The organism is Mesorhizobium sp. SP-1A (genome assembly GCF_032460275.1).
Lineage (GTDB): Bacteria > Pseudomonadota > Alphaproteobacteria > Rhizobiales > Rhizobiaceae > Mesorhizobium.
Genome location: NZ_JAVXZD010000004.1, coordinates 340,150 through 359,708, shown reverse-complemented (window position 1 = coordinate 359,708; position 19,559 = coordinate 340,150). Strand labels below are relative to the sequence as shown.

The window sequence follows — 19,559 nt, the reverse complement described above, 5'->3', positions numbered from 1 at the left end:
GCTTTTGCTTGTCAAGCCGGGCGGCAATGCAAAGCCGCACAACGTAAGTCGCGCGCCGATGCAAAGCCTGTCTCAGAGCGTGAACGCCTCGCCGAGATAGAGCCTGCGCACGTCGGCATTGGCCACGATCTCCTCGGCGCGGCCGTGGGTCAGCACCTGGCCGGCATGGATGATGTAGGCGCGGTCGATCAAACCCAGGGTCTCGCGCACATTATGGTCGGTGATGAGCACGCCGATGCCGCGCGCCGTCAGGTGCCGCACGAGCTGCTGGATGTCGGCCACCGCGATGGGATCGATGCCGGCGAAGGGCTCGTCCAGCAGCATGTAGGCCGGCCGGCTGGCCAGCGCCCGGGCGATCTCCAGCCGCCGCCGCTCGCCGCCCGACAGGGCGATGGACGGCGCCTTGCGCAGATGGGTGATGTGGAATTCCTCGAGCAGCGCGTCGAGATTCTTCTCCCGCTCCTTGCGGCTTTTCTCCACCACTTCCAGGACGGCGCGGATGTTCTGCTCCACGCTGAGGCCGCGGAAGATCGACGCCTCCTGCGGCAGATAGCCGACGCCGAGCCGGGCGCGGCGGTACATCGGCATCGAGGTCACGTCGAAGCCGTCGATCTCGATGGTGCCCTCGTCCACCGGCACCAGACCGGTCACCATGTAGAAACAGGTGGTCTTGCCGGCGCCGTTGGGGCCGAGCAGGCCGACGGCCTCGCCCGCGCGCACGCCGAGCGACACGCCGCTGACCACTTTTCGGCCCTTGTAGCTCTTGGTCAGGCCCCGGGCGATCAGCGTGCCCTTGAATTTGGCCTTGTCGGTCCCGGCCGTCACCGTAGCAGGCGCCGCCGGCTCCGAAGCCGTCCGTTTGGCAAACCCCATCGTCACCGGTCAGGGCTTCTTCTGGTTCTTCTGGGAATCCGGCGAGATGGACATCATCACGCGTCCGCCCTTGCCGCAGCTGTCCACCTGCGCGAGCCCGGTCTGGGTCTGAACCGTCAGCTTGCAGCCCACCAGCACATTGTCGCCGTCGGAAAGCACCACTTTCTCGCCGGAAAGCACCATGATCTGGCTCTTCATGTCGAAGGTGCCGCGATCGCCGGTCGCGACCTGGTTGTCCGACTTCAGGTAGACCTTGCCGTCCACCTCGATATGGTCGATGTCGCCGGAACCGGGCATGGCGGCGTTGCCCGCAGGGCTGGAAGCGGCCGTGGAGGCGTTCGCCTGCTGTCCGTTCTTGGATTCGGCGTCCTTGGCCTGCTTGGTGTAGTACACCTTCATGACGCCGGCCTTCATCAGCGTCGGCCCCTGCACCACGCTGACATTGCCGGTGAAGATCGCCAGGTTCTCGTTCTGGTGGACCTCGAGCTTGTCGCTCTCGATCTGGATCGGCTTGTCGTTGCTGAGCTTCAGGTTGGACATGTTGGTGGTGCCGCCCGTCTGCGCGAACGCCGCCCCCGCCCCCAAAGCCAGCATGGCGGCTGCCGCGAGGAGCCGCATCGAATTACTGGACTGCATTCGGCTCTCCGCCCTTGTCGTTGTCCGCCTTCTTCGCCGCGGCGGGATCGATGTTGACGCGCACCCGGTTCTCGAAGACCAGCACCTTGCCGTGTTCCCCGACCGACATCGCATCGGACGTGATATGCGTTCCGTTGCTGGTGATGTCCACCGGATCTTCGGTCTTCATAATCCCTTTGCCGATATCGAGGAAGGCCGATTTCAGCTTTGCCACCATGCCATCGGTCATGGTGATGGTGAAGTCCTTGTCGAGATGCATCGTGTTGTTGTCGCGATCGTAGACGCCGTGCTTGGCGGTGACGGCCGCGATGTTGTCGGCGGAGATCGGCAGTTTGGCGGCGATCCCTTCGAGCTGGATGACGCTTTCCTTGGAGACGTCCTGTATGGCGCGCACCGCGCTCATCGAATAGGGCAGGTTCTCCTTGGTGAAGCCGTCCAGCTTGGGATTGGCCATCACCAGCTTGCCGTTGGAGAACGCGCTTCCGTCGGCCTGGACCGGAGTCGAATGCGGAACGGACATATAGGAATAAAGCGGAAAAGCGACGGCGATGACCGCCGCCGTCAGCGGCAGCGCTAGTTTCATCACACGGACCCGGCGCGAATGGCGTTCGGCGCGGCCGAAGGCGACGGCGCGCGGCGAGCCTTGCACGGTCTTCGCAGGAGCGACATCCCCTTCGGGGAGCTCCGTCCCCGGCGCTTCAGTTGCCGTCATGCGTTTTCCTTTTTAAGCCGCTCGCCGCTCTATAGTTCGGCATTCGAGCGCGCTCAAGCAAGCACAAGCGAAGAAAAACCGCAAAACTATGGCCTTTTGCGCCGAAGCATGGCTGTCTCCGGCCGGCAGTGAGGAAAAATGTCGCTTACGCCGCAACTCAAACCGGTGGCCGCGACTTGAGGCATGTTCTAGAACCATAGGCACACGCAACAGACGAGGCCGCCCATGACCTTCCGAGCAGACGATCTGATCGAGCGCCGGCGCCTGCGGCGCAAGCTGACCTTCTGGCGCGTGGCGGCGCTCTTCATCGTCGCGGCCATCGTGATCGCGGCTTCGGCGTGGTTCTACCGCGGGGATACGGGCGGCACCGCCGTGGCCCACATCGCCAAGGTCCAGATCGACGGCACGATCTTCCAGAACGACGAGCTGGTGGAACGGCTGGAGAAGATCCGCAAGTCACCCCAGGTCAAGGGCGTGATTCTGGCCATCGATTCGCCCGGCGGCACCACGGCCGGCGGCGAGCTCATTTATGACGAGGTGCGCAAGCTGGCCGCCGACAAGCCGGTGGTCACGCAGGTCGGATCGCTGGCCGCCTCCGCCGCCTACATGATCGCCAGCGCCACCGATCACATCGTGGCCCGCCAGACCTCCATCGTCGGCTCCATCGGCGTGCTGATCCAGTATCCCGACATCAGCGGCCTGATGGACAAGCTGGGCGTCAAGCTGGAGGAGGTGAAGTCCTCGCCGCTGAAGGCCGAGCCCTCGCCCTTCAAGCCCACCTCGGACGCCGCCCGCGAGATGGTTCGCAAGCTCATCATGGACAGCTACGACTGGTTCGTCGGCATCGTCGCCGAGCGCCGCCACATGAGCCGCGACCAGGTGCTGGCGCTGGCCGACGGCTCCATCTTCACCGGCCGGCAGGCGCTGGCCAACAAGCTGGTGGACGCGATCGGCGGCGAGGACGAGGCCGTGGCCTGGCTCGGCACCAAGGGGGTAGACCCCAAGCTCACGGTGGTGGAATGGAAGAGCAGCAAGGGCAACAGCTATTTCTTCTCCAATTCGCTGGCGCGCATGGCCGCCCGCGCCCTCGGCCTGCCGGAGGACAGCGGCGACCTGCTGCGCGAACTTGGCGCCGACCGCTTGTTCCTTGACGGTCTGGTCTCGCTCTGGCACCCTTGACAGGTTGCCGCTTTCAATGAAAAACCAAATAAAATCATCCGTATAAATTGACCGCCGCGCTTCACGGGGACGTCTGAATGATCAAGTCCGAACTTGTGCAAATCATCGCCGCGCGCAATCCGCATCTGTTCCTGCGCGACGTCGAGAACATCGTCGGCGCCATATTCGACGAGATCACGGACGCTCTTGCCGAAGGCAATCGCGTGGAGTTGCGCGGCTTCGGCGCCTTCTCGGTCAAGAACCGCCCCGCGCGCACCGGCCGCAACCCGCGCACCGGCGAAGCGGTCGAGGTGGAGGAGAAGTGGGTGCCCTTCTTCAAGACCGGCAAGGAATTGCGCGAAAGGCTGAACGGGAGCAAGTAGGCCCGGCAAGGCGGTTCGGACCTGGTTCCGACGAACCCCATCTCGACAGGAACGCTAATGTTCAACCGCTTCGTGCTCATCGTCGTCTTCGTGCCCCTGGCCGTGATCCTGGTCGCGCTGGCCGTGGCCAATCGCGAACTGGTGGCCTTCACCTTCGATCCCTTCAATCCCGGAAATCCGGCCCTGACGGTGACCCTGCCGCTCTTCGTCATGCTGTTCCTGGTGCTGGCGATCGGCATCATTATCGGCGGTGCCGTCACCTGGTTCAGGCAGGGCCGCTACCGCAAGCTGGCGCGCCAGCGTGGCGCCGAGGCGGAGAACCTGCGCCAGGCCATCGCCGCCACGCCGCCGCCCGCGCCGACCAATCCCGTGCCGCCCGGCCCGCTGGCCTGACCCGGCCGCGGTTTTCTTTATTTCGTTTGTCTTTTCGGGAAAATCGGCTTCCACTTTTCCCCGACAAACCCTGGCACCACGACGGAGACCACGATGCTGACCATTTCGGCCGCCGACGTCGACCGCGCGCTCACCTTCCCCGGCCTCGTCGAGACCCTGCGCGAGGCATTCGCCAAGGGCGCGGTGCAACCCGTCCGGCACCATCACACGGTCGAACGGCCGGACGGCGCCGACGCCACGCTGCTGCTGATGCCGGCCTGGGGCGACTTCAAGGCCGCCGGCACTTCGAAGGACGGCCATATCGGCGTCAAGATCGTCACCGTCGCGCCCGACAACAACGCCATCGGCAAGCCGGCGGTGATGGGCCTCTACCTGCTGCTCGACGGCGCGACCGGGGAGCCGCAGGCGCTCATCGACGGGCAGAGGCTGACGCAATGGCGCACCGCCTGTGCCTCCGCGCTGGCCGCGACCTGGCTTGCCCGCGAGGACGCCTCGCGCCTTCTGGTGGTCGGCGCAGGCGCGCTGGCGCCGTTCCTGGCGAAGGCGCATGCCTCGATCCGGCCGATCGATACGATCCGCATCTGGAACCGTACCCATGCCAATGCCGAGAAGGTCGCCACGCAATTGCAGGCCGACGGATTCAAGGCCGAAGCCGCGACCAGCCTCGACACCGAACTGGCCGAGGCCGACATCATCTCCTGCGCCACCATCTCGCCCGTCCCGCTGGTCAAGGGCCGGCTGCTGAAGCCCGGCGCGCATGTCGATCTCGTCGGCGGCTTCACGCCGGAATTGCGCGAGAGCGACGACGACACCGTCTCCCGCGCCCGCGTCTATGTCGATACCCGCGCCGGCGCCACCAAGGAGGCGGGCGACATCGTGCAACCGCTCGCCTCGGGCGTGCTGAAGCAGGACGCCATCGTTGCCGATCTTTTCGAACTGGCGCGCGGCGCGAAGAAGGGCCGCGAGAGCAACAAGGAGATCACGCTGTTCAAGTCGGTGGGCGCCGCGCTGGAGGACCTCGCCGCCGGCATCGCGGTCTATGAGGCGCTCAGGCAGCACAGGCTCTGAACGTACCTTGCCCGTTCCCCCTGGATGAGCCGGATCGGCGCGTTTGCAACCCCGCCCTCGCAGTTGCGCCGTACCGGTCGCTATGCCAAAAGCAGCGCGAAACGCGGAGCGTCCTTCTTGAAACCCACGCGCGGCAACCGCCCTGACAAGAGCCGAGACCGGGACAGGCCGAACCGAGGCGGACGGGATCGCCAGCCCCCTGGTGCGCAAGCAGCGCGTCCGCGGGATGATCGGCAGGACCGCCGGCACCACCACGACACCTCGGCGGAGCGCCACGACAAGCCTGCGCGACAGACGGAGTCCAGGCCGGAGCCCCGGGCCGAACGCGAGGAAAAAGCACCGCCGCGCCCACTTTCCCGCCCCGAGGGCGCGCTGCCGGCGGAAAAGCTGCCGCTGATCCTCGAAGTCGCGCCCAATGCCGACTACGCGCTGCTGGACAGCGGCAACGGCCGCAAGCTGGAGCAGTACGGCCCCTATCGCATCGTGCGCCCGGAGGGACAGGCGATCTGGCAACCGGCATGGCCCGAGAAGGAATGGGACCGCGCCGACGCCGTCTTCACCGGCGATACCGACGAGGAAGGCATCGGCCGCTGGCGCTTCCCGAAGCAGCCGCTCGGCGAGACATGGCCGATGCAGCATGACGGCTTGGATTATCTCGGCCGCTTCACTTCCTTTCGCCATGTCGGCGTCTTCCCCGAGCAGGCCTCGCACTGGGACCACATGGCGGAGCTGATCCGCGACGCCAGACGCCCGGTGAAGGTGCTGAACCTGTTCGGCTATACCGGCCTGGCCTCGCTGGTCGCGGCCAGGGCCGGCGCCGAGGTCACCCATGTCGACGCCTCGAAGAAGGCCATAGGCTGGGCGCGCGAGAACCAGGAGATCGCCCGGCTTATGACCAGGCCGATCCGCTGGATCGTCGAGGACGCGATGAAATTCGCCGAGCGCGAGGAACGCCGCGGCTCCCGCTACGACATCGTGCTGTTCGATCCGCCGGCCTATGGGCGCGGGCCGAAGGGCGAGGTCTGGCAATTGTTCGAACACCTGCCGGCGCTGGCCGACATCTGCCGTTCGATCCTGACCCCCAAGCCGCTCGCCGTGGTGCTGACCGCCTATTCGATCCGCGCTTCCTTCTTCGCCATCCACGCCCTGATGCGCGACACCTTCGCCGGCATGGGCGGGCGCGTGGAATCCGGCGAACTCATCATCCGCGAGAAATCCGCCGGCCGGGCGCTTTCCACTTCACTGTTTTCCAGATGGGTGGCCAAATGAACGAGCAGCACCGCGCCGTCGGCCGGGTGAAGGAGGTCACCAGCCTCGCCAACCCGCTGGTCAAGGACATCAAGGCGCTGGCGCTGAAGAAATTCCGCGACCAGCAGCATGCTTTCATGGCGGAGGGGCTCAAGCTCGTCATCGACGCGCTCGACCTCGGCTGGCAGATCAAGACGCTGGTCTTCGCCAAGGCCGGGCTCGGCAATCCGACAGTAGAGAAAGTGGCGGCTCGCACCGTGGCGGCCGGCGGCACGGTGCTGGAAGTGTCGGAAAAGGTGCTTTCCGCCATCACCCGGCGCGACAATCCGCAAATGGTGGTGGGCGTCTTCACGCAGAAATACGTGGCGCTGAAGGACATCCGCCCGAAGGAAGGCCCCCAGGGAGGAGACGTCTGGGTGGCGCTGGACCGGGTGCGCGATCCCGGCAATCTGGGCACGGTGATGCGCACTGTGGACGCGGTCGGCGCCAAGGGCGTCATCCTCGTGGGCGACACCACCGATCCCTTCGCCGTGGAGACGGTGCGCGCCACCATGGGCTCGGTCTTCGCCGTGCCGGTGGCCAGGGCTACCGCCGAGCAGTTCCTGGCCTGGCGCAAGGGCTTTCCCGGCCTCGCCGTCGGCACGCACCTGAAGGGCGCGGTGGACTATCGCTCGGTTCCATTCGGCAACCGGCCGGTGCTGCTTTTGATGGGCAACGAGCAGCAGGGCCTGCCGGACGACCTCGCCGCAAGCTGCGACAAGCTGCTGCGCATCCCGCAGGCCGGCCGCGCGGATTCCTTGAACCTTGCGGTGGCGACCGGCGTGATGCTCTACGAGATCCGGCGCGGCGCGCTGAAGCTGGAGGCGGTGCAGGCTTGAGACGGATATTGCCCTACGGACTGCTTGCCGTCGCCGCCATTCTCCTCGACCAATGGATCAAGCAACTGGTCGAAACCCGGCTCGAATTGCAGCAGCCGGTGGACCTCCTGCCCTTCCTGGCGCTTTACCGCACCTACAATACCGGCATCGCCTTCTCGATACTGTCCTCGCTGGGCGATATCGGCCTGATCGCGGTGGCGGTGGCGGTGGTGGGCTTCGTGCTCTATCTGGCCGTGCGCACCGCGCCCGGTCAGGTGATTGCGCGCATCGGCTTCGCGCTGATCGTCGGCGGCGCGCTTGGCAATCTCATCGACCGTGCCGTCTACGGCCACGTCATCGACTATATCCTGTTCCACACGCCGGTCTGGTCGTTCGCCGTGTTCAACCTCGCCGACGCCTTCATCACCGTGGGTGCGGGGCTGGTGTTGCTGGACGAATTCGTCGCCTGGCGCCGCGAACCGCGACCTTCGGACGATTGACCCGGCCGGCAAGGGGTCGCAAACTTTGCCCGCGCGCGGCGGCGAGGAGAAAAAATGCCAGACACCTTCAAAGCCATCCTGGTTTCCCGCGACGAGGACAAGAAGCAGTCCGTGGCGGTGACCGAACTGACCGAAGCCGACCTGATGGAAGGCGACGTGACCGTTGCCGTCGAGGCGACCACGGTCAACTACAAGGACGGGCTGGCCATAACCGGCAAGGGCCCGGTGGTGCGGCGCTGGCCGCTGGTGCCGGGCATCGACTTCGCCGGCACGGTGCTGTCCTCCTCCCATCCGGACTGGCACGAGGGCGACAAGGTCATCCTGAACGGCTGGGGCGTGGGCGAGACGCATTACGGCGCCTATGCCGGCCGCGCCCGCGTCAACGGCGACTGGCTGGTGCCGCTTCCGGACCGCATGAGCCCGCATGACGCCATGGCGGTCGGCACCGCCGGCTATACGGCCATGCTGTCGGTCATGGCGCTGGAACGCCACGGCATCCCTCCCAGGCGCGGGCCGGTGGTGGTGACGGGCGCGGCTGGTGGGGTCGGCTCCGTGGCGGTCGCCATCCTGTCCAAGCTCGGCTACCACGTGATCGCGTCAACGGGACGCGGTGCCGAAAGCGCCTACCTCACCGGACTGGGCGCGGCCGAGATCATCTCGCGCGAGGAGCTTTCCGGGCCGGGCAAGCCGCTGGGCAAGGAACGCTGGGCCGGCGGCGTCGACGCGGTCGGTTCCACGACGCTCGCCAACGTGCTGTCCATGACCTCCTACGGCGGCGCGGTCGCCGCCTGCGGGCTGGCCGGCGGCATGGACCTTCCCGCGACCGTCGCCCCCTTCATCCTGCGCGGCGTCTCCCTGCTCGGCATCGATTCGGTGATGGCCCCCAAGGCGTTGCGCCTGGAAGCCTGGAAGCGCATCGGCACCGATCTCGACCTCGGAAAGCTGAAGGCGCTTTCGACGACCATCCACTTCGACGGGATCGTCGAGGCCGCCCGCGACATCGTGGAAGGCAGGATCCGTGGCCGCGTGGTGGTGGACATGTAGGCCGCGAAAACGCGAAAAACCGGTAAAATTCGAGCATTCCGTCCAAAGCTTCCCTAAGGTCTGTCTGGCAGGGTCTTGCGCATGATGGCGCAGACCGGCACGAGGCAGGACCCTGAAGGCGTGTGGGCGCGACCTGCCGCCGCTCCCGCGCGCGCCAGCATCGAGGCTCCGCCGCTGGTGCCCGAACTGCCGCGCCGCGGCTGGCGCGAGAAGCTGGCCTTCCTGACCTTCGTCGCCGTTGTGGTGCTGGCGGGGCTGTCGCAACTCACCGGCGCGCCGCCCTTCATCGCGGCGGGCCTGCTGGCGACCGGACTTGCCGGCCTTGGGCTCTACCTGCGCATGCGCCGCGCCGAAAACCATGCCACGCTGTTGCTCGGCCAGAGCACGGCCCGCAGTCGCGCCGAACTGGAAACCATGGCCGACCGCATGTGGGAGATGCAGGAAAGCGAGGAGCGCTTCCGCGGCCTGATCGATGCGCTGGGCGACCTCGTCGTGCACCGCGACCGCAACGGCCGCATCGTCTATGCCAACAAGGTGTTCGCCGCGGTGCTCGGCATGGACCCGCGCGACCTGCCGGACCGGACGCTGAGCGAGCTGGGCATCGAGGTGGGCATAGTGCCGGACGCGGCCTTCTCCGACAGCGATTGCCTCAGTTCCACCGATGTCGCCATCCGCACGCCGGACGGCCCGCGCTGGTACTCCTGGATAGAACTGTCCGTGCGCGACAAGGACAGCGGCGCGGTTTCCCACCGCGCCATCGCGCGCGACATCACGGCGCGCAAGCGCGCCGAATCCTCGCTGATCACAGCGCGCGAACGCGCCGAATATGCCAGCCAGGCCAAATCGCGCTTCCTCGCCACCGTCAGCCACGAGATCCGCACGCCCATGAACGGCATCATGGGCATGGCCAAGCTTCTGGCCGACACCAAGCTGACGCCCGAGCAGCGCACCTATGTCGGCGCCGTCTCCACCTCCGCCAGCGCGCTGCTGGCGCTGATCGAAGACCTGCTCGACTATTCCAAGATCGAGGCGGGCCGCTTCACGCCCGAGCCGCAGCCCATGTCGCCGCGCGAACTGGCCGACAATGTGGTGGAGCTGCTTTCGGCCCGTGCCTTCGCCAAGGCGATCGGCCTCGGCTGCCATGTCGAGCCCGACGTGCCCGACATCATCGAGGCCGACCCGGGGCGGATGCGGCAGGTGCTGCTGAACCTTATCGGCAACGCCATCAAGTTCACCGAAACCGGCGGCGTGCTGCTGAGCATCTCGCGCCGGCGCACCGAAAAGGGCGACCGCCTGCGCTTCGCGGTGGCCGACACCGGGCCGGGGATGCGCGAGGACGACATGGAGCGCATCTTCGAGGAGTTCGAGCAGGCCGACGGCACCTCCACCCGCCCGCATGGGGGCGCAGGCCTCGGCCTCGCCATCTCGCGGCGGCTCGTGGCCGCCATGGAAGGCAGCCTCACGGTGTCGAGCGCGCTGGGCGAAGGTTCGGAATTCGTCTTCGAGCTTCCCGTCCGCGCCGCGACGGAGCCGCCCTTCGGCCGCGAAACCCTGCTGGCGGGTCGCCATGCCGTGATCCTGTCGCGCAACACCATGGAAGCCGAGGCCATCGCCCGCACCGTCCGCGCCTATGGCGGCACGGCGGAGACGGCGGCCACTGCGGCCCAGGCGGCCAAGCTGGCGCAGGGTTGCGACGTGCTTCTGGTGGATGCCGCCATGGAGCAAAACGACGGGCGGCTGCTGAAACGCCTGCGCCAATCCGGTTTCGCCGAGTGCGAGGCGGTGACGCTGATCGCGCCTTCCGACCGCGGCTCGCTGGCCGAATTCCGCGCCAATGGCTACGCCACCTTCCTGGCCCGGCCCGTGCGCGGCGAAACGCTGCTGCGCGTGCTGGTGGCCGGCCGCACCGGCGCGCTGTCGCGCGCCGATTCGGCCGGAGGCTCGCCCGAGAGCACGCAGCGCCGCGCGCAAACCGGCCTGTCGGTGCTGATCGCCGAGGACAACGACATCAACGCCATGCTGGCGCGCGCCACCCTCACCAAAGCCGGGCATCAAGTGGAGGTGGTGAACAACGGCAAGGCCGCCGTCGAGGCCGTCACCACTGCGGGAAACACCCGCTACGACGTGGTGCTGATGGACCTGCACATGCCCCTGATGGACGGCCTGGACGCCATCGCGGCGATCCGGCGCCATGAGGAGGAAAACGGCACGCCGCCGGTGCCGATCATGGTGCTGTCGGCCGACAGCCAGGAAAAGACCCGTCACGCCGTGCTCGCCCACGGCGCCAGCGGCTTCGTCACCAAGCCGCTCGACCCGCAGGCACTGGTGCGCGCGGTGCAGGATCGCGCCGCCGCCTGAGCGAGGCCGCGGCCCTGCTGGTCGCCTCGCATGTGCCCTTTCGCCCTCCGGCGCCGGCGATCCGGTTACGCCTGGCCAGCGAACTATTGCCCATCACGGTCTATCACGGTACTGTCACAATCCTGTTGCACCGCCATCGTATCCCGCGCGCAGAGGGATGGCTCGAAGGAGAATCACTCGTGCAAACAGCGATGCCGCAAGGCGAGCGCCAATCGACCGCCGGCACCGCCGTGCTCCAGGGCCACAAGATCGAAGGCATGCTGGCCGGTGCGCCGCTGGGCCGAATCGGCAGCCTGGAAGTACGCCTTGCCTGCAACCAGGCCGAGATCGCGGCCGCCCAGGAAGTCCGCTACCGGGTGTTCTACGACGAACTGGGCGCCGGCGGCGGCCTCAAGGCGCTGGACCGGCGCGACGCCGACCGATTCGATCCCGTATGCGATCACCTGCTGGTCTTCGACACCGCCCTGCCCGGCCCAGAGCACGCCCGCATCGTCGGCACCTACCGGCTGCTCAGGCAGGAATCGGCCGACGCATCGGGCGGCTTCTATTCGCAGGACGAATTCGAGCTCGCACGGCTGGTCGCGCGCCATCCGGGCCTGCGCTTCCTTGAACTCGGCCGCTCCTGCGTGCTGCCGGAATACCGCTCCAAGCGCACCATCGAGGCGCTGTGGCAGGGCATCTGGGCCTACATCAACCATTACGAAATCGACGTGATGACCGGCTGCGCCTCCTTCCCGGGCACGGTGCCGGCCGCCCATGCGGAGGCGCTGACCTATCTGGCGCATCATTGCCGGGCGACGCCGCCATGGGACGTGCGCGCGGTTCCCGGCCGTTATTGCGCCATGGACCTGATGCCGATCGAGGCCGTCAGCGCCAAGTCCGCCATCGCGGCCATGCCGCCGCTGGTCAAGGGCTATCTGAGGCTAGGCGCCCGCATAGGCGACGGCTGCGTCGTCGACCATGACTTCTCCACCGTGGACGTGTTCGTGGTCCTGCCCGTCACTTCCATCGGCAGCCGCTACATCAACTATTACAGCGGCGAGGCCCAGCGTTTCGCGGCTTAGGCATCATCCGATGCCAGGCAGCCTCGACACGGCACTCGACAGGCTGCGGGCCGCCGCCCGCGACCTTCCCGAAGTGGTCGAAGGCACCTCCTACGGCACGCCGGCCCTCAAGGTCGGCAAGAAGCTGATTGCCCGCGTGAAGGATGCCGATACCGCCGTCCTGGTGTGCCCGCTGGACGAGAAGGAACTGCTGCTCGAGAGCGCACCCGACCTCTATTTCGAGACAGACCACTATAAGGGCTGGCCCGCGCTCCTGGTCAGGCTGGACAGGATCGGCGAGGGCGAATTGCGACACCGTCTGGAACGCATCTGGCTTCAACAGGCACCGAATAAGCTGACGAAAGCCTGGCTGGCCGCCCGAAGGCCTTCGGACGGCGGCTGAACAGCCCACCTGTTCCCGTTGAAACCGGGCGGCAGAACCGGGAAAACGGCTGCGGAAGGGATGGCGCCTACGGGATATCCTCCGGCCGTCGGCCGGGCCGGCTCTTGTAGCGCGCAAACGACCAGCCGTAGCGAAGCGCGCCGCCCCGCACGATCAAGGCGCTGAGGAAGCCGGCCACGTAGCAGGCCGGCACAGGCAGGCCGGCCAGAACGCCGAACGTATAGACCGCGGCTCCCGCAAGGGCTGCCGTGACATAGATTTCAGGCCGCAGCAGCACGGACGGCTCGCCTGCCAGGAGGTCGCGCAATATCCCGCCGAAGGCCGCCGTCAACATGCCCATGACGATGGAAACCGTCGGCGAGCCGGTCAGCGCGAGCCCCTTGGCGGCGCCGATCACCGCAAAGGCCGCAAGTCCGACGGCGTCCAGCCACAAGAGCAGCCTGTAGCGGGATTCGACGCGGTGCGCGCCGAAGAACACCAGCACCGCCACGGCCGCGCAAACCACCACATAGAAGCTGTTCGCCACCCAGAACACCGGAACGCCGAGGATCAGATCGCGGAACGTGCCGCCGCCGATGCCGGTGACGCTGGCCAGGAACAGGAAGCCGATGATGTCGAGCTGCTTGCGCGAAGCCGCAAGCGCGCCCGTGGCCGCGAAAACGGCGACTCCGGCATAGTCGAGGAGCGTGACCAGGGGCATGGATCGGCGAGGCAAGAGCTAGGACTGCGGGAAGGTCGTCCAATCGCGGCCAAAGCACAAGAGGTTGCGGGCAAGGAACAGCCTACCCCGTGCCCACATCTGCCGAGCTTATCCGATTAGAGATAGTGGCAGCCGGGCAGGGTTCTTCCCTGCCCTGCCCTGATCTATCGCCCTGTCGCCTTGCCTCAGGCGTCCTTTTCGGCCTGCCGGTTCACCGGGCCGGGTTCGGCCGGCTTCTCGGCGGCGGCTTTGGGCCCGCCCTTGGACACGCCGACCATCGCGGGGCGCAACACCCTTTCGCCGATGGAGTAGCCGGGCTGCACCACCTGCACCACGGTCTGGTCCGGCACATCCGGGTTCGGCACCTCGAACATAGCCTGGTGGAAATTCGGATCGAACTTCTCGCCCTCCGGGGCGAGTTTCTTCACGCCGTGCCGCTCCAGCGCCGAAAGCATGGCGCGCTCGGTGATCTCGACGCCCTCGATCAGGCTGTTCAGCGCCTGGCCGCCGGCCGCCCGCGCCTCGTCGCTCACCGCGTCCAGCCCGCGCCGCAGATTGTCTGACACGGACAGCATGTCGCGGGCGAAATTGGCGATGGCGTAGGCCCGCGCGTCCTGCACGTCGCGCGCGGCGCGGCGGCGCAGATTTTCCATGTCGGCGGCGGCGCGCAGCGTCTTGTCCTTCAGTTCCTCGTTTTCCTTGAGCAGCCGGACCAGCGCCTCATAGTCGTCGCCGACGCTGCCCTCGGCGCGTTCGCCCGCGGCTTTCGCTTCCGTGGCCTCGATGTCCTCGGGCGCGCGTTCGTTTTTTGCCTGGTCGCTCATGCCATTTCCCGTCATGTCGATGGTTCGGATTTTGCGCCCGATATCGAGGTTCGGCGCCCAAAAATCAAGGGGCGGACCATCTGTAGCGTCTTTCCGGTTATCTCGGAATTAATTCAAATTTTACCCTGACTTCATTGCCGGCTTGCATCGGCGCGCCGTTACAGGAACGATTTCTGTCAGGCGGAGTTTCAAAGACCAACACAGGATTTTGGAACCATGACCCGAACAGCCAGGAAGAAACCGGCCAAACCTCCGGACGACCAAGCCCTTTCCGGCGACATTCGCCGGCAGGCCACGGACCGCATGACCCGCCGCTTCCTACGCGGCATGCCCGCCTTCAAGGTCGTCAGCGACTTGCCCGAGCACATGAAGACGCTGCTCGAGCGGCTCGAAAACGTCGAACCCGGCCATCGCAGCCGCGGCTAACATCCCGTTCAGTTCGTCGGCACGCGCCGCCAGGAATAGCCGCCCGCCTTCCCGGCGGGGACGGCCGAGGGCTGGTAGAACAGCGGCAGGCCGTCGGTCCGGCCTTCCTCGAGCCGCTTCAGCAGCACCGGATTGGAAATCTCGAACTCGTCAAAGCCGACGCGCAGCATGTGCGGCAACTGGTCGACCAGCACCTGGCCGACGGCGCGCAACGGCCCGGTGTAGTTATGGCGGCCGCGCAGAAGCTCGGCCTTGGAGAAGGAGCGCCCGTCGCTGAAGGCCGGGAAGGCCAGCGCCACCAGCGCCAATTCGCCGAGCAGGCCTGCGATGGCATCGAGCGGTTCGCCGGGTTGCAGCACGACGCCGATCCGGTCCCGCGCCAGCTTGCGCTCGGCCGGATCGATTTCGAGGAACGCCTTCAGCGGCAGGATGAAGCGGCCATTGCCGGCCAGCGCCTCGGCGCTTTCGGCATGGGTCCATTCGTCCTCGCGGAATCCTTCGCGGGTCCACAGGCGCTGTGCGGGCACGGCGGCGGCTTCGGGCTTTGTCTCGGTCATGAGGGCAAGCATATGGCTTATTATCGCGTCGGTTTCCAGTGAAGATCGGTTACAGCGAGGCATCCGTCAGCGACCGTTCCAGCCCCGAAAGGTGGATGCCGCATTCGGTCTTGGCCTTGCCGGCCCAGCGGCCGCTGCGCGCGTCCTCGCCGGGTTTCACCGGCTGCGTGCAGGGAAAGCAGCCGATGGAGAGGTAGCCATAGGCCACCAGCGGGTTTTCCCGCAGCGCATGTGCGCGCATGTAGTCGGCAAGGTCGGCCGTGGTCCAGCGCGCCAGCGGGTTGATGCGGATACGCGGCCCGACCGCCTCGAACACGGGCAGCGCCGCGCGGGTGGCCGCCTGGAAGCGCTTGCGCCCGGTGAACCACGCCTGGAAGGGCGCGACGCCCCGCGCCATCGGCTCGACCTTGCGCACATGGCAGCAGCCGTCCGTGTCGGTCTGGTGCAGCTTGCCGGCCGGATCGACGCTGGCCAGCGCCGTCCTGTCCGGTTCGACGATCCGGATGTCGGTCAGGCCGAAATCGGCCGCGAGCGCATCGCGATAATGCAGCGTTTCCTCGAAATGCTTGCCGGTGTCCAGGAAGACCACCGGCAGGCGCTTGTCCACCTCGGCGATCATGTGCAGCAGCACCGCCGAATCGGCCCCGAACGAGGAGACCGCCGCAATCGCCCCGGAAAACAGCTCGGTCGCGGCGCGCTCGATCACCTGTTGCGGCGCAAGATGCCCGTAAAGCGCGTCCAGCCCGGCCGCCCGCGCCTCGATGCCGGCCTCGACCGGCCGCGTGTCCTCAAGCGGCCTTGGCTTCGTCAGCATAGAGCGCCTCCTTGAACGGCTTCGCGCCGACGCGGCGGTAGGCGTCTATGAAACGCTCGTTGCGGTCGAGCCTGATGGCCAGATAGGTCTCCACGATCGTCTCGATGGCGTCAGTGATCTCGTCCGGCCCGAAGCCGCGGCCGACGATCTCGCCGACCGAGGTGTTCTCGTCGGCGGAGCCGCCCAGCGTCACCTGGTAAAGTTCCGAGCCCTTCTTCTCCACGCCGAGAATGCCGATATGGCCGACATGGTGATGGCCGCAGGCATTGATGCAGCCCGAGATCTTGAGCTTCAGCTCGCCGATGTCGAGCTGCCGTTCCAGATCGGCGAAGCGGCGCGAGATCGCCTGCGCCACCGGGATCGAGCGGGCATTGGCCAGCGCGCAATAATCGAGGCCGGGGCAGGCGATGATGTCGGTGATGAGGTCGGAATTGGCCGTCGCCAGCCCGTTCTGCGCCAACACGTCGTAGATCGCCTTGAGATCGGCGCGCGCCACATGCGGCAGGATCAGGTTCTGCTCGTGGCTGACGCGCAACTCGTCAAAGGCGTAGCGTTCGGCGAGGTCGGCCACCACGTCCATCTGCTCGGCGCTGGCATCGCCCGGCGCTTCGCCGATGGCCTTCAGCGAAATCGTCACAGCGGCATAGTCGGGGTGGCGGTGCGTGGTGACGTTCTGGTTCAGCCATTCGCCGAAGCTGCGCGAATCGAGCCTTGCCACCTTCACCGCCTCGTCCCCTTCCGGCCGGTCGGACAGTGCCGGGGGCGCGAAATAGGCGTCGATGGCCTTGATGTCGGCTTCCGGCAGCTTCAGCTCGCCGTCCTTCAGCGCCTGCCACTCGGCTTCCACCTGACGCGCGAATTCCTCCAGGCCGGTCTCGTGCACCAGGATCTTGATGCGGGCCTTGTACTTGTTGTCGCGGCGGCCATGCAGGTTGTAGACGCGCAGGATCGCCGTGCAGTAGGCGAGCAACTGTTCTTCCGGCAGGAAGTCGCGGATCTTCTTGGCCACCAGCGGCGTACGCCCCTGCCCGCCGCCGACATAGACGGCGAAGCCAAGCTCTCCCTTCTCGTTCTTTTTCAGGTGCAGGCCGATGTCATGGGTCTGGATGGCGGCGCGGTCGCGCTCGGCCCCCGTCACCGCGATCTTGAACTTGCGCGGCAGGTAGGAGAATTCGGGATGCACCGACGACCATTGCCGCAGGATTTCGGCATAGGGACGCGGATCGGCTACCTCGTCGGCGGCCGCGCCGGCGAAATGGTCGGCCGTGACGTTGCGGATGCAATTGCCGCTGGTCTGGATGGCGTGCATCTCGACGCTGGCCAGATCGGCCAGGATCGCCGGAATGTCGGACAGCGCCGGCCAGTTGAACTGGATGTTCTGGCGCGTGGTGAAATGGCCGTAGCCCTTGTCGTATTTGCGCGCGATATGGGCAAGCATGCGCAACTGCCGCGAGTTCAGCGTGCCGTAGGGGACGGCGATGCGCAGCATGTAGGCGTGGAGCTGGAGGTAGACGCCGTTCATGAGCCGCAGCGGCCGGAACTGGTCCTCCGTGATCTCGCCGGCCAGCCTGCGTTCCACCTGGTCGGTGAACTGGGCGACGCGGGCCTTCACAAATTCGTGGTCGAACTCGTCGTAGCGGTACATGTCTTTGCCTTCCCGTGCGCCTTGGCGCGTTCTGCCTTCAGGCCGCCCTTGCTGCTTCCGGACGCGCCTGCTTGCCGAGATCGTTGCGATTGCTGGGACCCGAGGCACGGATCTTCTCGCGCAGCCGCAGCGGCTCGATGGCGCCGTCCACCAGCGCCACGTCGATGAGGGCGACGTCGATAACTTCGTTGGCGGCGAGGCTGGCTGCGCCGATCGCCTCCAGCCTTGCCTCGGTCTCCTTGTCGGAGGCGAGATCGGCATTGTCGATGACTTCCGCCCAGCGGCCGTGGGAGTACCACACGGCCTCGCCGTCGCAGAGACGATTGGCGGTCAGGATCTTCATGAAAGCACTCCTTCTGCGGCGCGTGCCGCGCCTTGATGACGATGGGCCGCGAGCGGCTCGGAACGGTCGAAATTGGCGCCGGCGACGGCGTCGCCGATGATGGTCATGACCGGACCGGAAAGGTCGTCGCGGCCGGCCAGGGAAGGCAGGTCGGCCAGCGTGCCGTGGAAGCGGCGGCGGCCTGCCAGGCTGGCGTTCTCGACGATCGCCACGGCCGTGTCGGGCGACAGGCCCGCATCGATCAGCCGGCCGGCGACATCGGCAGCCACCGAACGGCCCATATAGACGGCCACCGTCGCGCCGGAGATGGCGAGCCTCGCCCAATCCGGCAGCGAGCCGCCCTTGAGGTCGTGGCCGGTGGTGAAGACCAGCGACGAGGTGACGCCGCGCAGCGTCAGCGGCAGTTCGAAATCGGCCGCGGCGGCAAAGGCGGCGGTGACGCCCGGTACGACCTCGTAGGAGATGCCGGCTTCACGCAACGCGGCCATTTCCTCACCAGCGCGGCCGAACACCAGCGGGTCGCCGCCCTTCAGCCGCACCACGCGGCGGCCTTCGCGGCCGAGGCGCACCAGCAAGGCGTTGATCTCGTCTTGGCTTTTGGAGTGGCAGCCCTTGCGCTTGCCGACGGGAAAGCGCTCCGCATCGCGGCGGCCCATGGCGACGACCGCCTCCGGCACCAGCGCGTCATGGACGATGGCGTCGGCTTCCATCAGCAGGCGCTGCGCGCGCAGCGTAAGCAGGTCTTCCGCGCCCGGCCCGGCACCGACGAGCGCGATATGGCCGCGAACCGGGGCATTCGCGGCAAGCAGCTTCGCGGCCGCGTCATGCGCCAGCGAAACATTTCCCGTTTCCATGGCTCGCGCCGGGGCGCCGGCGAAGAACTCGCCCCAGAAGCGGCGACGGGCGACGCCCCTGGGCAGCAGCTTCTCCGCGGCGTCGCGGAAGGAAGCCGCGAGCGCGGCCAGCGGCCCGAGCGAAGGCGCGAGCATGCGGTCGATGCGGGCGCGGATCATCTGGGCCAGCACCGGCCCCGCACCCTCTGTGCCGATGGCGACGGCCACGGGCGCGCGGTTGACCAGCGCCGGCGTGAAGAAGTCGCACAGTTCCGGCCGGTCCACGGCGTTGACGGGAATGCCCAGTTGCCGCGCATCTTCCGACACGCGGGCATCGAGCGCGGCATCGCCCGAAGCGGCGAACACCATCGCAGCGCCTTCTATATGCTCGCGCGCGTAGCCGGCCTGGACATGGTCGGCGCCATGTTCGGTGATGAAGGCCGCCAGCGCGGGCGCGGGCGCCGCCGCGACGATGCGCAGCGCGGCAGCCGACTGGCCGATCAGCCGTGCCTTGGCAAGAGCCTCCTCGCCATCGCCGACGATGGCCACGACCTGCCCCTCGACCCGAAGGAAGATGGGAAAAGCGTTGAGCTTGTGCGCGGCATGCGGCATTGCGGCAAAATCCTGAGTGGACAGGCATTTCTATTCGCAGGCGCAAAAAACCAGAAGAAACGCACTCGCGCGGCCTTTCATGGCAGGCAATCGCTTTTGCGAAAGCGCGAAGGCGGAGAGAAAATCATT

General features: G+C 66.9%; 21 protein-coding genes and 1 pseudogene. 12 read left to right on the top strand and 10 right to left on the bottom strand.

All coding sequences use genetic code 11. The annotated features are described in order from the left end of the window. Positions 1-72: 72 nt before the first annotated feature. Genes lptB through lptC form a run of 3 tightly spaced genes read right to left on the bottom strand, consistent with a single transcriptional unit; the run spans position 73 to position 2,221 of the window. Positions 73-873 carry an LPS export ABC transporter ATP-binding protein gene (lptB, locus tag QU595_RS20095; RefSeq protein ID WP_315925702.1) on the bottom strand — a complete coding sequence of 267 codons (801 nt, stop codon included), beginning with the start codon at positions 871-873 and terminating at the stop codon, positions 73-75. A gap of 9 nt (positions 874-882) precedes the next feature. Beyond that, positions 883-1,509 carry an LptA/OstA family protein gene (locus tag QU595_RS20090; RefSeq protein ID WP_315925164.1) on the bottom strand — a complete coding sequence of 209 codons (627 nt, stop codon included), beginning with the start codon at positions 1,507-1,509 and terminating at the stop codon, positions 883-885. Further along, entirely contained in the window at positions 1,496-2,221 is a 726-nt protein-coding gene (lptC, locus tag QU595_RS20085) for an LPS export ABC transporter periplasmic protein LptC (RefSeq protein WP_315925162.1), read from the bottom strand. Before lptC ends, QU595_RS20090 begins: the two co-directional genes overlap by 14 nt. A gap of 225 nt (positions 2,222-2,446) precedes the next feature. Between lptC and sppA the strand changes: the two genes are divergently transcribed. The 11 genes and pseudogenes from sppA (at position 2,447) to QU595_RS20030 (ending at position 12,676) form a co-directional block, all read left to right on the top strand. Further along, positions 2,447-3,400, top strand: coding sequence for a signal peptide peptidase SppA (sppA, locus tag QU595_RS20080; RefSeq protein ID WP_315925160.1), 954 nt, complete (start codon positions 2,447-2,449; stop codon positions 3,398-3,400). A gap of 77 nt (positions 3,401-3,477) precedes the next feature. After that, positions 3,478-3,762, top strand: coding sequence for an integration host factor subunit beta (locus QU595_RS20075; protein WP_315925158.1), 285 nt, complete (start codon positions 3,478-3,480; stop codon positions 3,760-3,762). Between the two features lie 57 nt (positions 3,763-3,819). Then, positions 3,820-4,155, top strand: coding sequence for a DUF1049 domain-containing protein (locus tag QU595_RS20070; protein WP_315925156.1), 336 nt, complete (start codon positions 3,820-3,822; stop codon positions 4,153-4,155). Between the two features lie 93 nt (positions 4,156-4,248). Further along, positions 4,249-5,223, top strand: a complete 975-nt coding sequence (locus QU595_RS20065; protein ID WP_315925154.1) for an ornithine cyclodeaminase family protein — start codon at positions 4,249-4,251, stop codon at positions 5,221-5,223. Positions 5,224-5,247: 24 nt separating this feature from the next. Continuing rightward, positions 5,248-6,210 (top strand): annotated as a pseudogene (locus QU595_RS20060) (hypothetical protein); the annotation flags it as partial. A 278-nt stretch (positions 6,211-6,488) separates the two neighbouring features. Next, positions 6,489-7,349 (top strand): RNA methyltransferase, encoded by an 861-nt coding sequence (locus QU595_RS20055; RefSeq protein WP_315925151.1) that lies wholly within the window; start codon positions 6,489-6,491, stop codon positions 7,347-7,349. Beyond that, complete coding sequence (lspA, locus tag QU595_RS20050; protein WP_315925149.1) at positions 7,346-7,828, top strand: signal peptidase II; 483 nt, start codon at positions 7,346-7,348, stop codon at positions 7,826-7,828. The genes QU595_RS20055 and lspA overlap by 4 nt, the downstream gene beginning before the upstream one ends. Before the next feature lie 54 nt (positions 7,829-7,882). After that, on the top strand, positions 7,883-8,872 hold the full coding sequence (locus QU595_RS20045; RefSeq protein WP_315925147.1) for an MDR family oxidoreductase: 990 nt from the start codon (positions 7,883-7,885) through the stop codon (positions 8,870-8,872). A gap of 81 nt (positions 8,873-8,953) precedes the next feature. After that, entirely contained in the window at positions 8,954-11,230 is a 2,277-nt protein-coding gene (locus QU595_RS20040) for a response regulator (RefSeq protein WP_315925145.1), read from the top strand. A 257-nt stretch (positions 11,231-11,487) separates the two neighbouring features. Then, entirely contained in the window at positions 11,488-12,294 is an 807-nt protein-coding gene (locus QU595_RS20035) for a GNAT family N-acetyltransferase (protein ID WP_410000542.1), read from the top strand. A 10-nt stretch (positions 12,295-12,304) separates the two neighbouring features. Then, the gene (locus QU595_RS20030) at positions 12,305-12,676 is read left to right on the top strand and encodes an MmcQ/YjbR family DNA-binding protein (protein WP_315925141.1); all 372 of its coding nucleotides are present in this window, start codon (positions 12,305-12,307) and stop codon (positions 12,674-12,676) included. Positions 12,677-12,743: 67 nt separating this feature from the next. Here QU595_RS20030 and QU595_RS20025 read toward each other — a convergent pair whose 3' ends face one another. Together QU595_RS20025 and grpE are read right to left on the bottom strand one after the other, a co-directional pair. Further along, positions 12,744-13,376 carry a trimeric intracellular cation channel family protein gene (locus tag QU595_RS20025; protein ID WP_315925139.1) on the bottom strand — a complete coding sequence of 211 codons (633 nt, stop codon included), beginning with the start codon at positions 13,374-13,376 and terminating at the stop codon, positions 12,744-12,746. Positions 13,377-13,561: 185 nt separating this feature from the next. Then, positions 13,562-14,200 (bottom strand): nucleotide exchange factor GrpE, encoded by a 639-nt coding sequence (gene grpE / locus QU595_RS20020; protein ID WP_315925137.1) that lies wholly within the window; start codon positions 14,198-14,200, stop codon positions 13,562-13,564. A gap of 216 nt (positions 14,201-14,416) precedes the next feature. Here grpE and QU595_RS20015 point away from each other — a divergent pair, with 216 nt between their 5' ends. Further along, positions 14,417-14,626, top strand: coding sequence for a hypothetical protein (locus tag QU595_RS20015; protein ID WP_315925135.1), 210 nt, complete (start codon positions 14,417-14,419; stop codon positions 14,624-14,626). Between the two features lie 8 nt (positions 14,627-14,634). Here QU595_RS20015 and QU595_RS20010 read toward each other — a convergent pair whose 3' ends face one another. From QU595_RS20010 to cysG, 5 genes are read right to left on the bottom strand one after another with little or no spacing between them, the layout of a single operon-like run. After that, complete coding sequence (locus tag QU595_RS20010; RefSeq protein WP_315925133.1) at positions 14,635-15,183, bottom strand: DUF934 domain-containing protein; 549 nt, start codon at positions 15,181-15,183, stop codon at positions 14,635-14,637. A gap of 49 nt (positions 15,184-15,232) precedes the next feature. Beyond that, positions 15,233-15,997 carry a phosphoadenylyl-sulfate reductase gene (locus QU595_RS20005; protein ID WP_315925131.1) on the bottom strand — a complete coding sequence of 255 codons (765 nt, stop codon included), beginning with the start codon at positions 15,995-15,997 and terminating at the stop codon, positions 15,233-15,235. Further along, positions 15,972-17,642, bottom strand: coding sequence for a nitrite/sulfite reductase (locus tag QU595_RS20000; protein WP_315925129.1), 1,671 nt, complete (start codon positions 17,640-17,642; stop codon positions 15,972-15,974). The genes QU595_RS20005 and QU595_RS20000 overlap by 26 nt, the downstream gene beginning before the upstream one ends. A 37-nt stretch (positions 17,643-17,679) precedes the next feature. Continuing rightward, on the bottom strand, positions 17,680-17,985 hold the full coding sequence (locus QU595_RS19995; RefSeq protein ID WP_315925127.1) for a DUF2849 domain-containing protein: 306 nt from the start codon (positions 17,983-17,985) through the stop codon (positions 17,680-17,682). Beyond that, positions 17,982-19,430 carry a siroheme synthase CysG gene (gene cysG, locus QU595_RS19990; protein WP_315925125.1) on the bottom strand — a complete coding sequence of 483 codons (1,449 nt, stop codon included), beginning with the start codon at positions 19,428-19,430 and terminating at the stop codon, positions 17,982-17,984. Before cysG ends, QU595_RS19995 begins: the two co-directional genes overlap by 4 nt. Positions 19,431-19,559 lie beyond the last annotated feature (129 nt).

Bases quoted from the DNA above. Each gene is read 5' to 3' on its own strand.
- lptB (WP_315925702.1), bottom strand. From the start codon at position 873: ATGGGGTTTGCCAAACGGACGGCTTCGGAGCCGGCGGCGCCTGCTACG.
- QU595_RS20090 (WP_315925164.1), bottom strand. From the start codon at position 1,509: ATGCAGTCCAGTAATTCGATGCGGCTCCTCGCGGCAGCCGCCATGCTG.
- lptC (WP_315925162.1), bottom strand. From the start codon at position 2,221: ATGACGGCAACTGAAGCGCCGGGGACGGAGCTCCCCGAAGGGGATGTC.
- sppA (WP_315925160.1), top strand. From the start codon at position 2,447: ATGACCTTCCGAGCAGACGATCTGATCGAGCGCCGGCGCCTGCGGCGC.
- QU595_RS20075 (WP_315925158.1), top strand. From the start codon at position 3,478: ATGATCAAGTCCGAACTTGTGCAAATCATCGCCGCGCGCAATCCGCAT.
- QU595_RS20070 (WP_315925156.1), top strand. From the start codon at position 3,820: ATGTTCAACCGCTTCGTGCTCATCGTCGTCTTCGTGCCCCTGGCCGTG.
- QU595_RS20065 (WP_315925154.1), top strand. From the start codon at position 4,249: ATGCTGACCATTTCGGCCGCCGACGTCGACCGCGCGCTCACCTTCCCC.
- QU595_RS20055 (WP_315925151.1), top strand. From the start codon at position 6,489: ATGAACGAGCAGCACCGCGCCGTCGGCCGGGTGAAGGAGGTCACCAGC.
- QU595_RS20045 (WP_315925147.1), top strand. From the start codon at position 7,883: ATGCCAGACACCTTCAAAGCCATCCTGGTTTCCCGCGACGAGGACAAG.
- QU595_RS20040 (WP_315925145.1), top strand. From the start codon at position 8,954: ATGATGGCGCAGACCGGCACGAGGCAGGACCCTGAAGGCGTGTGGGCG.
- QU595_RS20035 (WP_410000542.1), top strand. From the start codon at position 11,488: ATGCTGGCCGGTGCGCCGCTGGGCCGAATCGGCAGCCTGGAAGTACGC.
- QU595_RS20030 (WP_315925141.1), top strand. From the start codon at position 12,305: ATGCCAGGCAGCCTCGACACGGCACTCGACAGGCTGCGGGCCGCCGCC.
- QU595_RS20025 (WP_315925139.1), bottom strand. From the start codon at position 13,376: ATGCCCCTGGTCACGCTCCTCGACTATGCCGGAGTCGCCGTTTTCGCG.
- grpE (WP_315925137.1), bottom strand. From the start codon at position 14,200: ATGAGCGACCAGGCAAAAAACGAACGCGCGCCCGAGGACATCGAGGCC.
- QU595_RS20015 (WP_315925135.1), top strand. From the start codon at position 14,417: ATGACCCGAACAGCCAGGAAGAAACCGGCCAAACCTCCGGACGACCAA.
- QU595_RS20010 (WP_315925133.1), bottom strand. From the start codon at position 15,183: ATGACCGAGACAAAGCCCGAAGCCGCCGCCGTGCCCGCACAGCGCCTG.
- QU595_RS20005 (WP_315925131.1), bottom strand. From the start codon at position 15,997: ATGCTGACGAAGCCAAGGCCGCTTGAGGACACGCGGCCGGTCGAGGCC.
- QU595_RS20000 (WP_315925129.1), bottom strand. From the start codon at position 17,642: ATGTACCGCTACGACGAGTTCGACCACGAATTTGTGAAGGCCCGCGTC.
- QU595_RS19995 (WP_315925127.1), bottom strand. From the start codon at position 17,985: ATGAAGATCCTGACCGCCAATCGTCTCTGCGACGGCGAGGCCGTGTGG.
- cysG (WP_315925125.1), bottom strand. From the start codon at position 19,430: ATGCCGCATGCCGCGCACAAGCTCAACGCTTTTCCCATCTTCCTTCGG.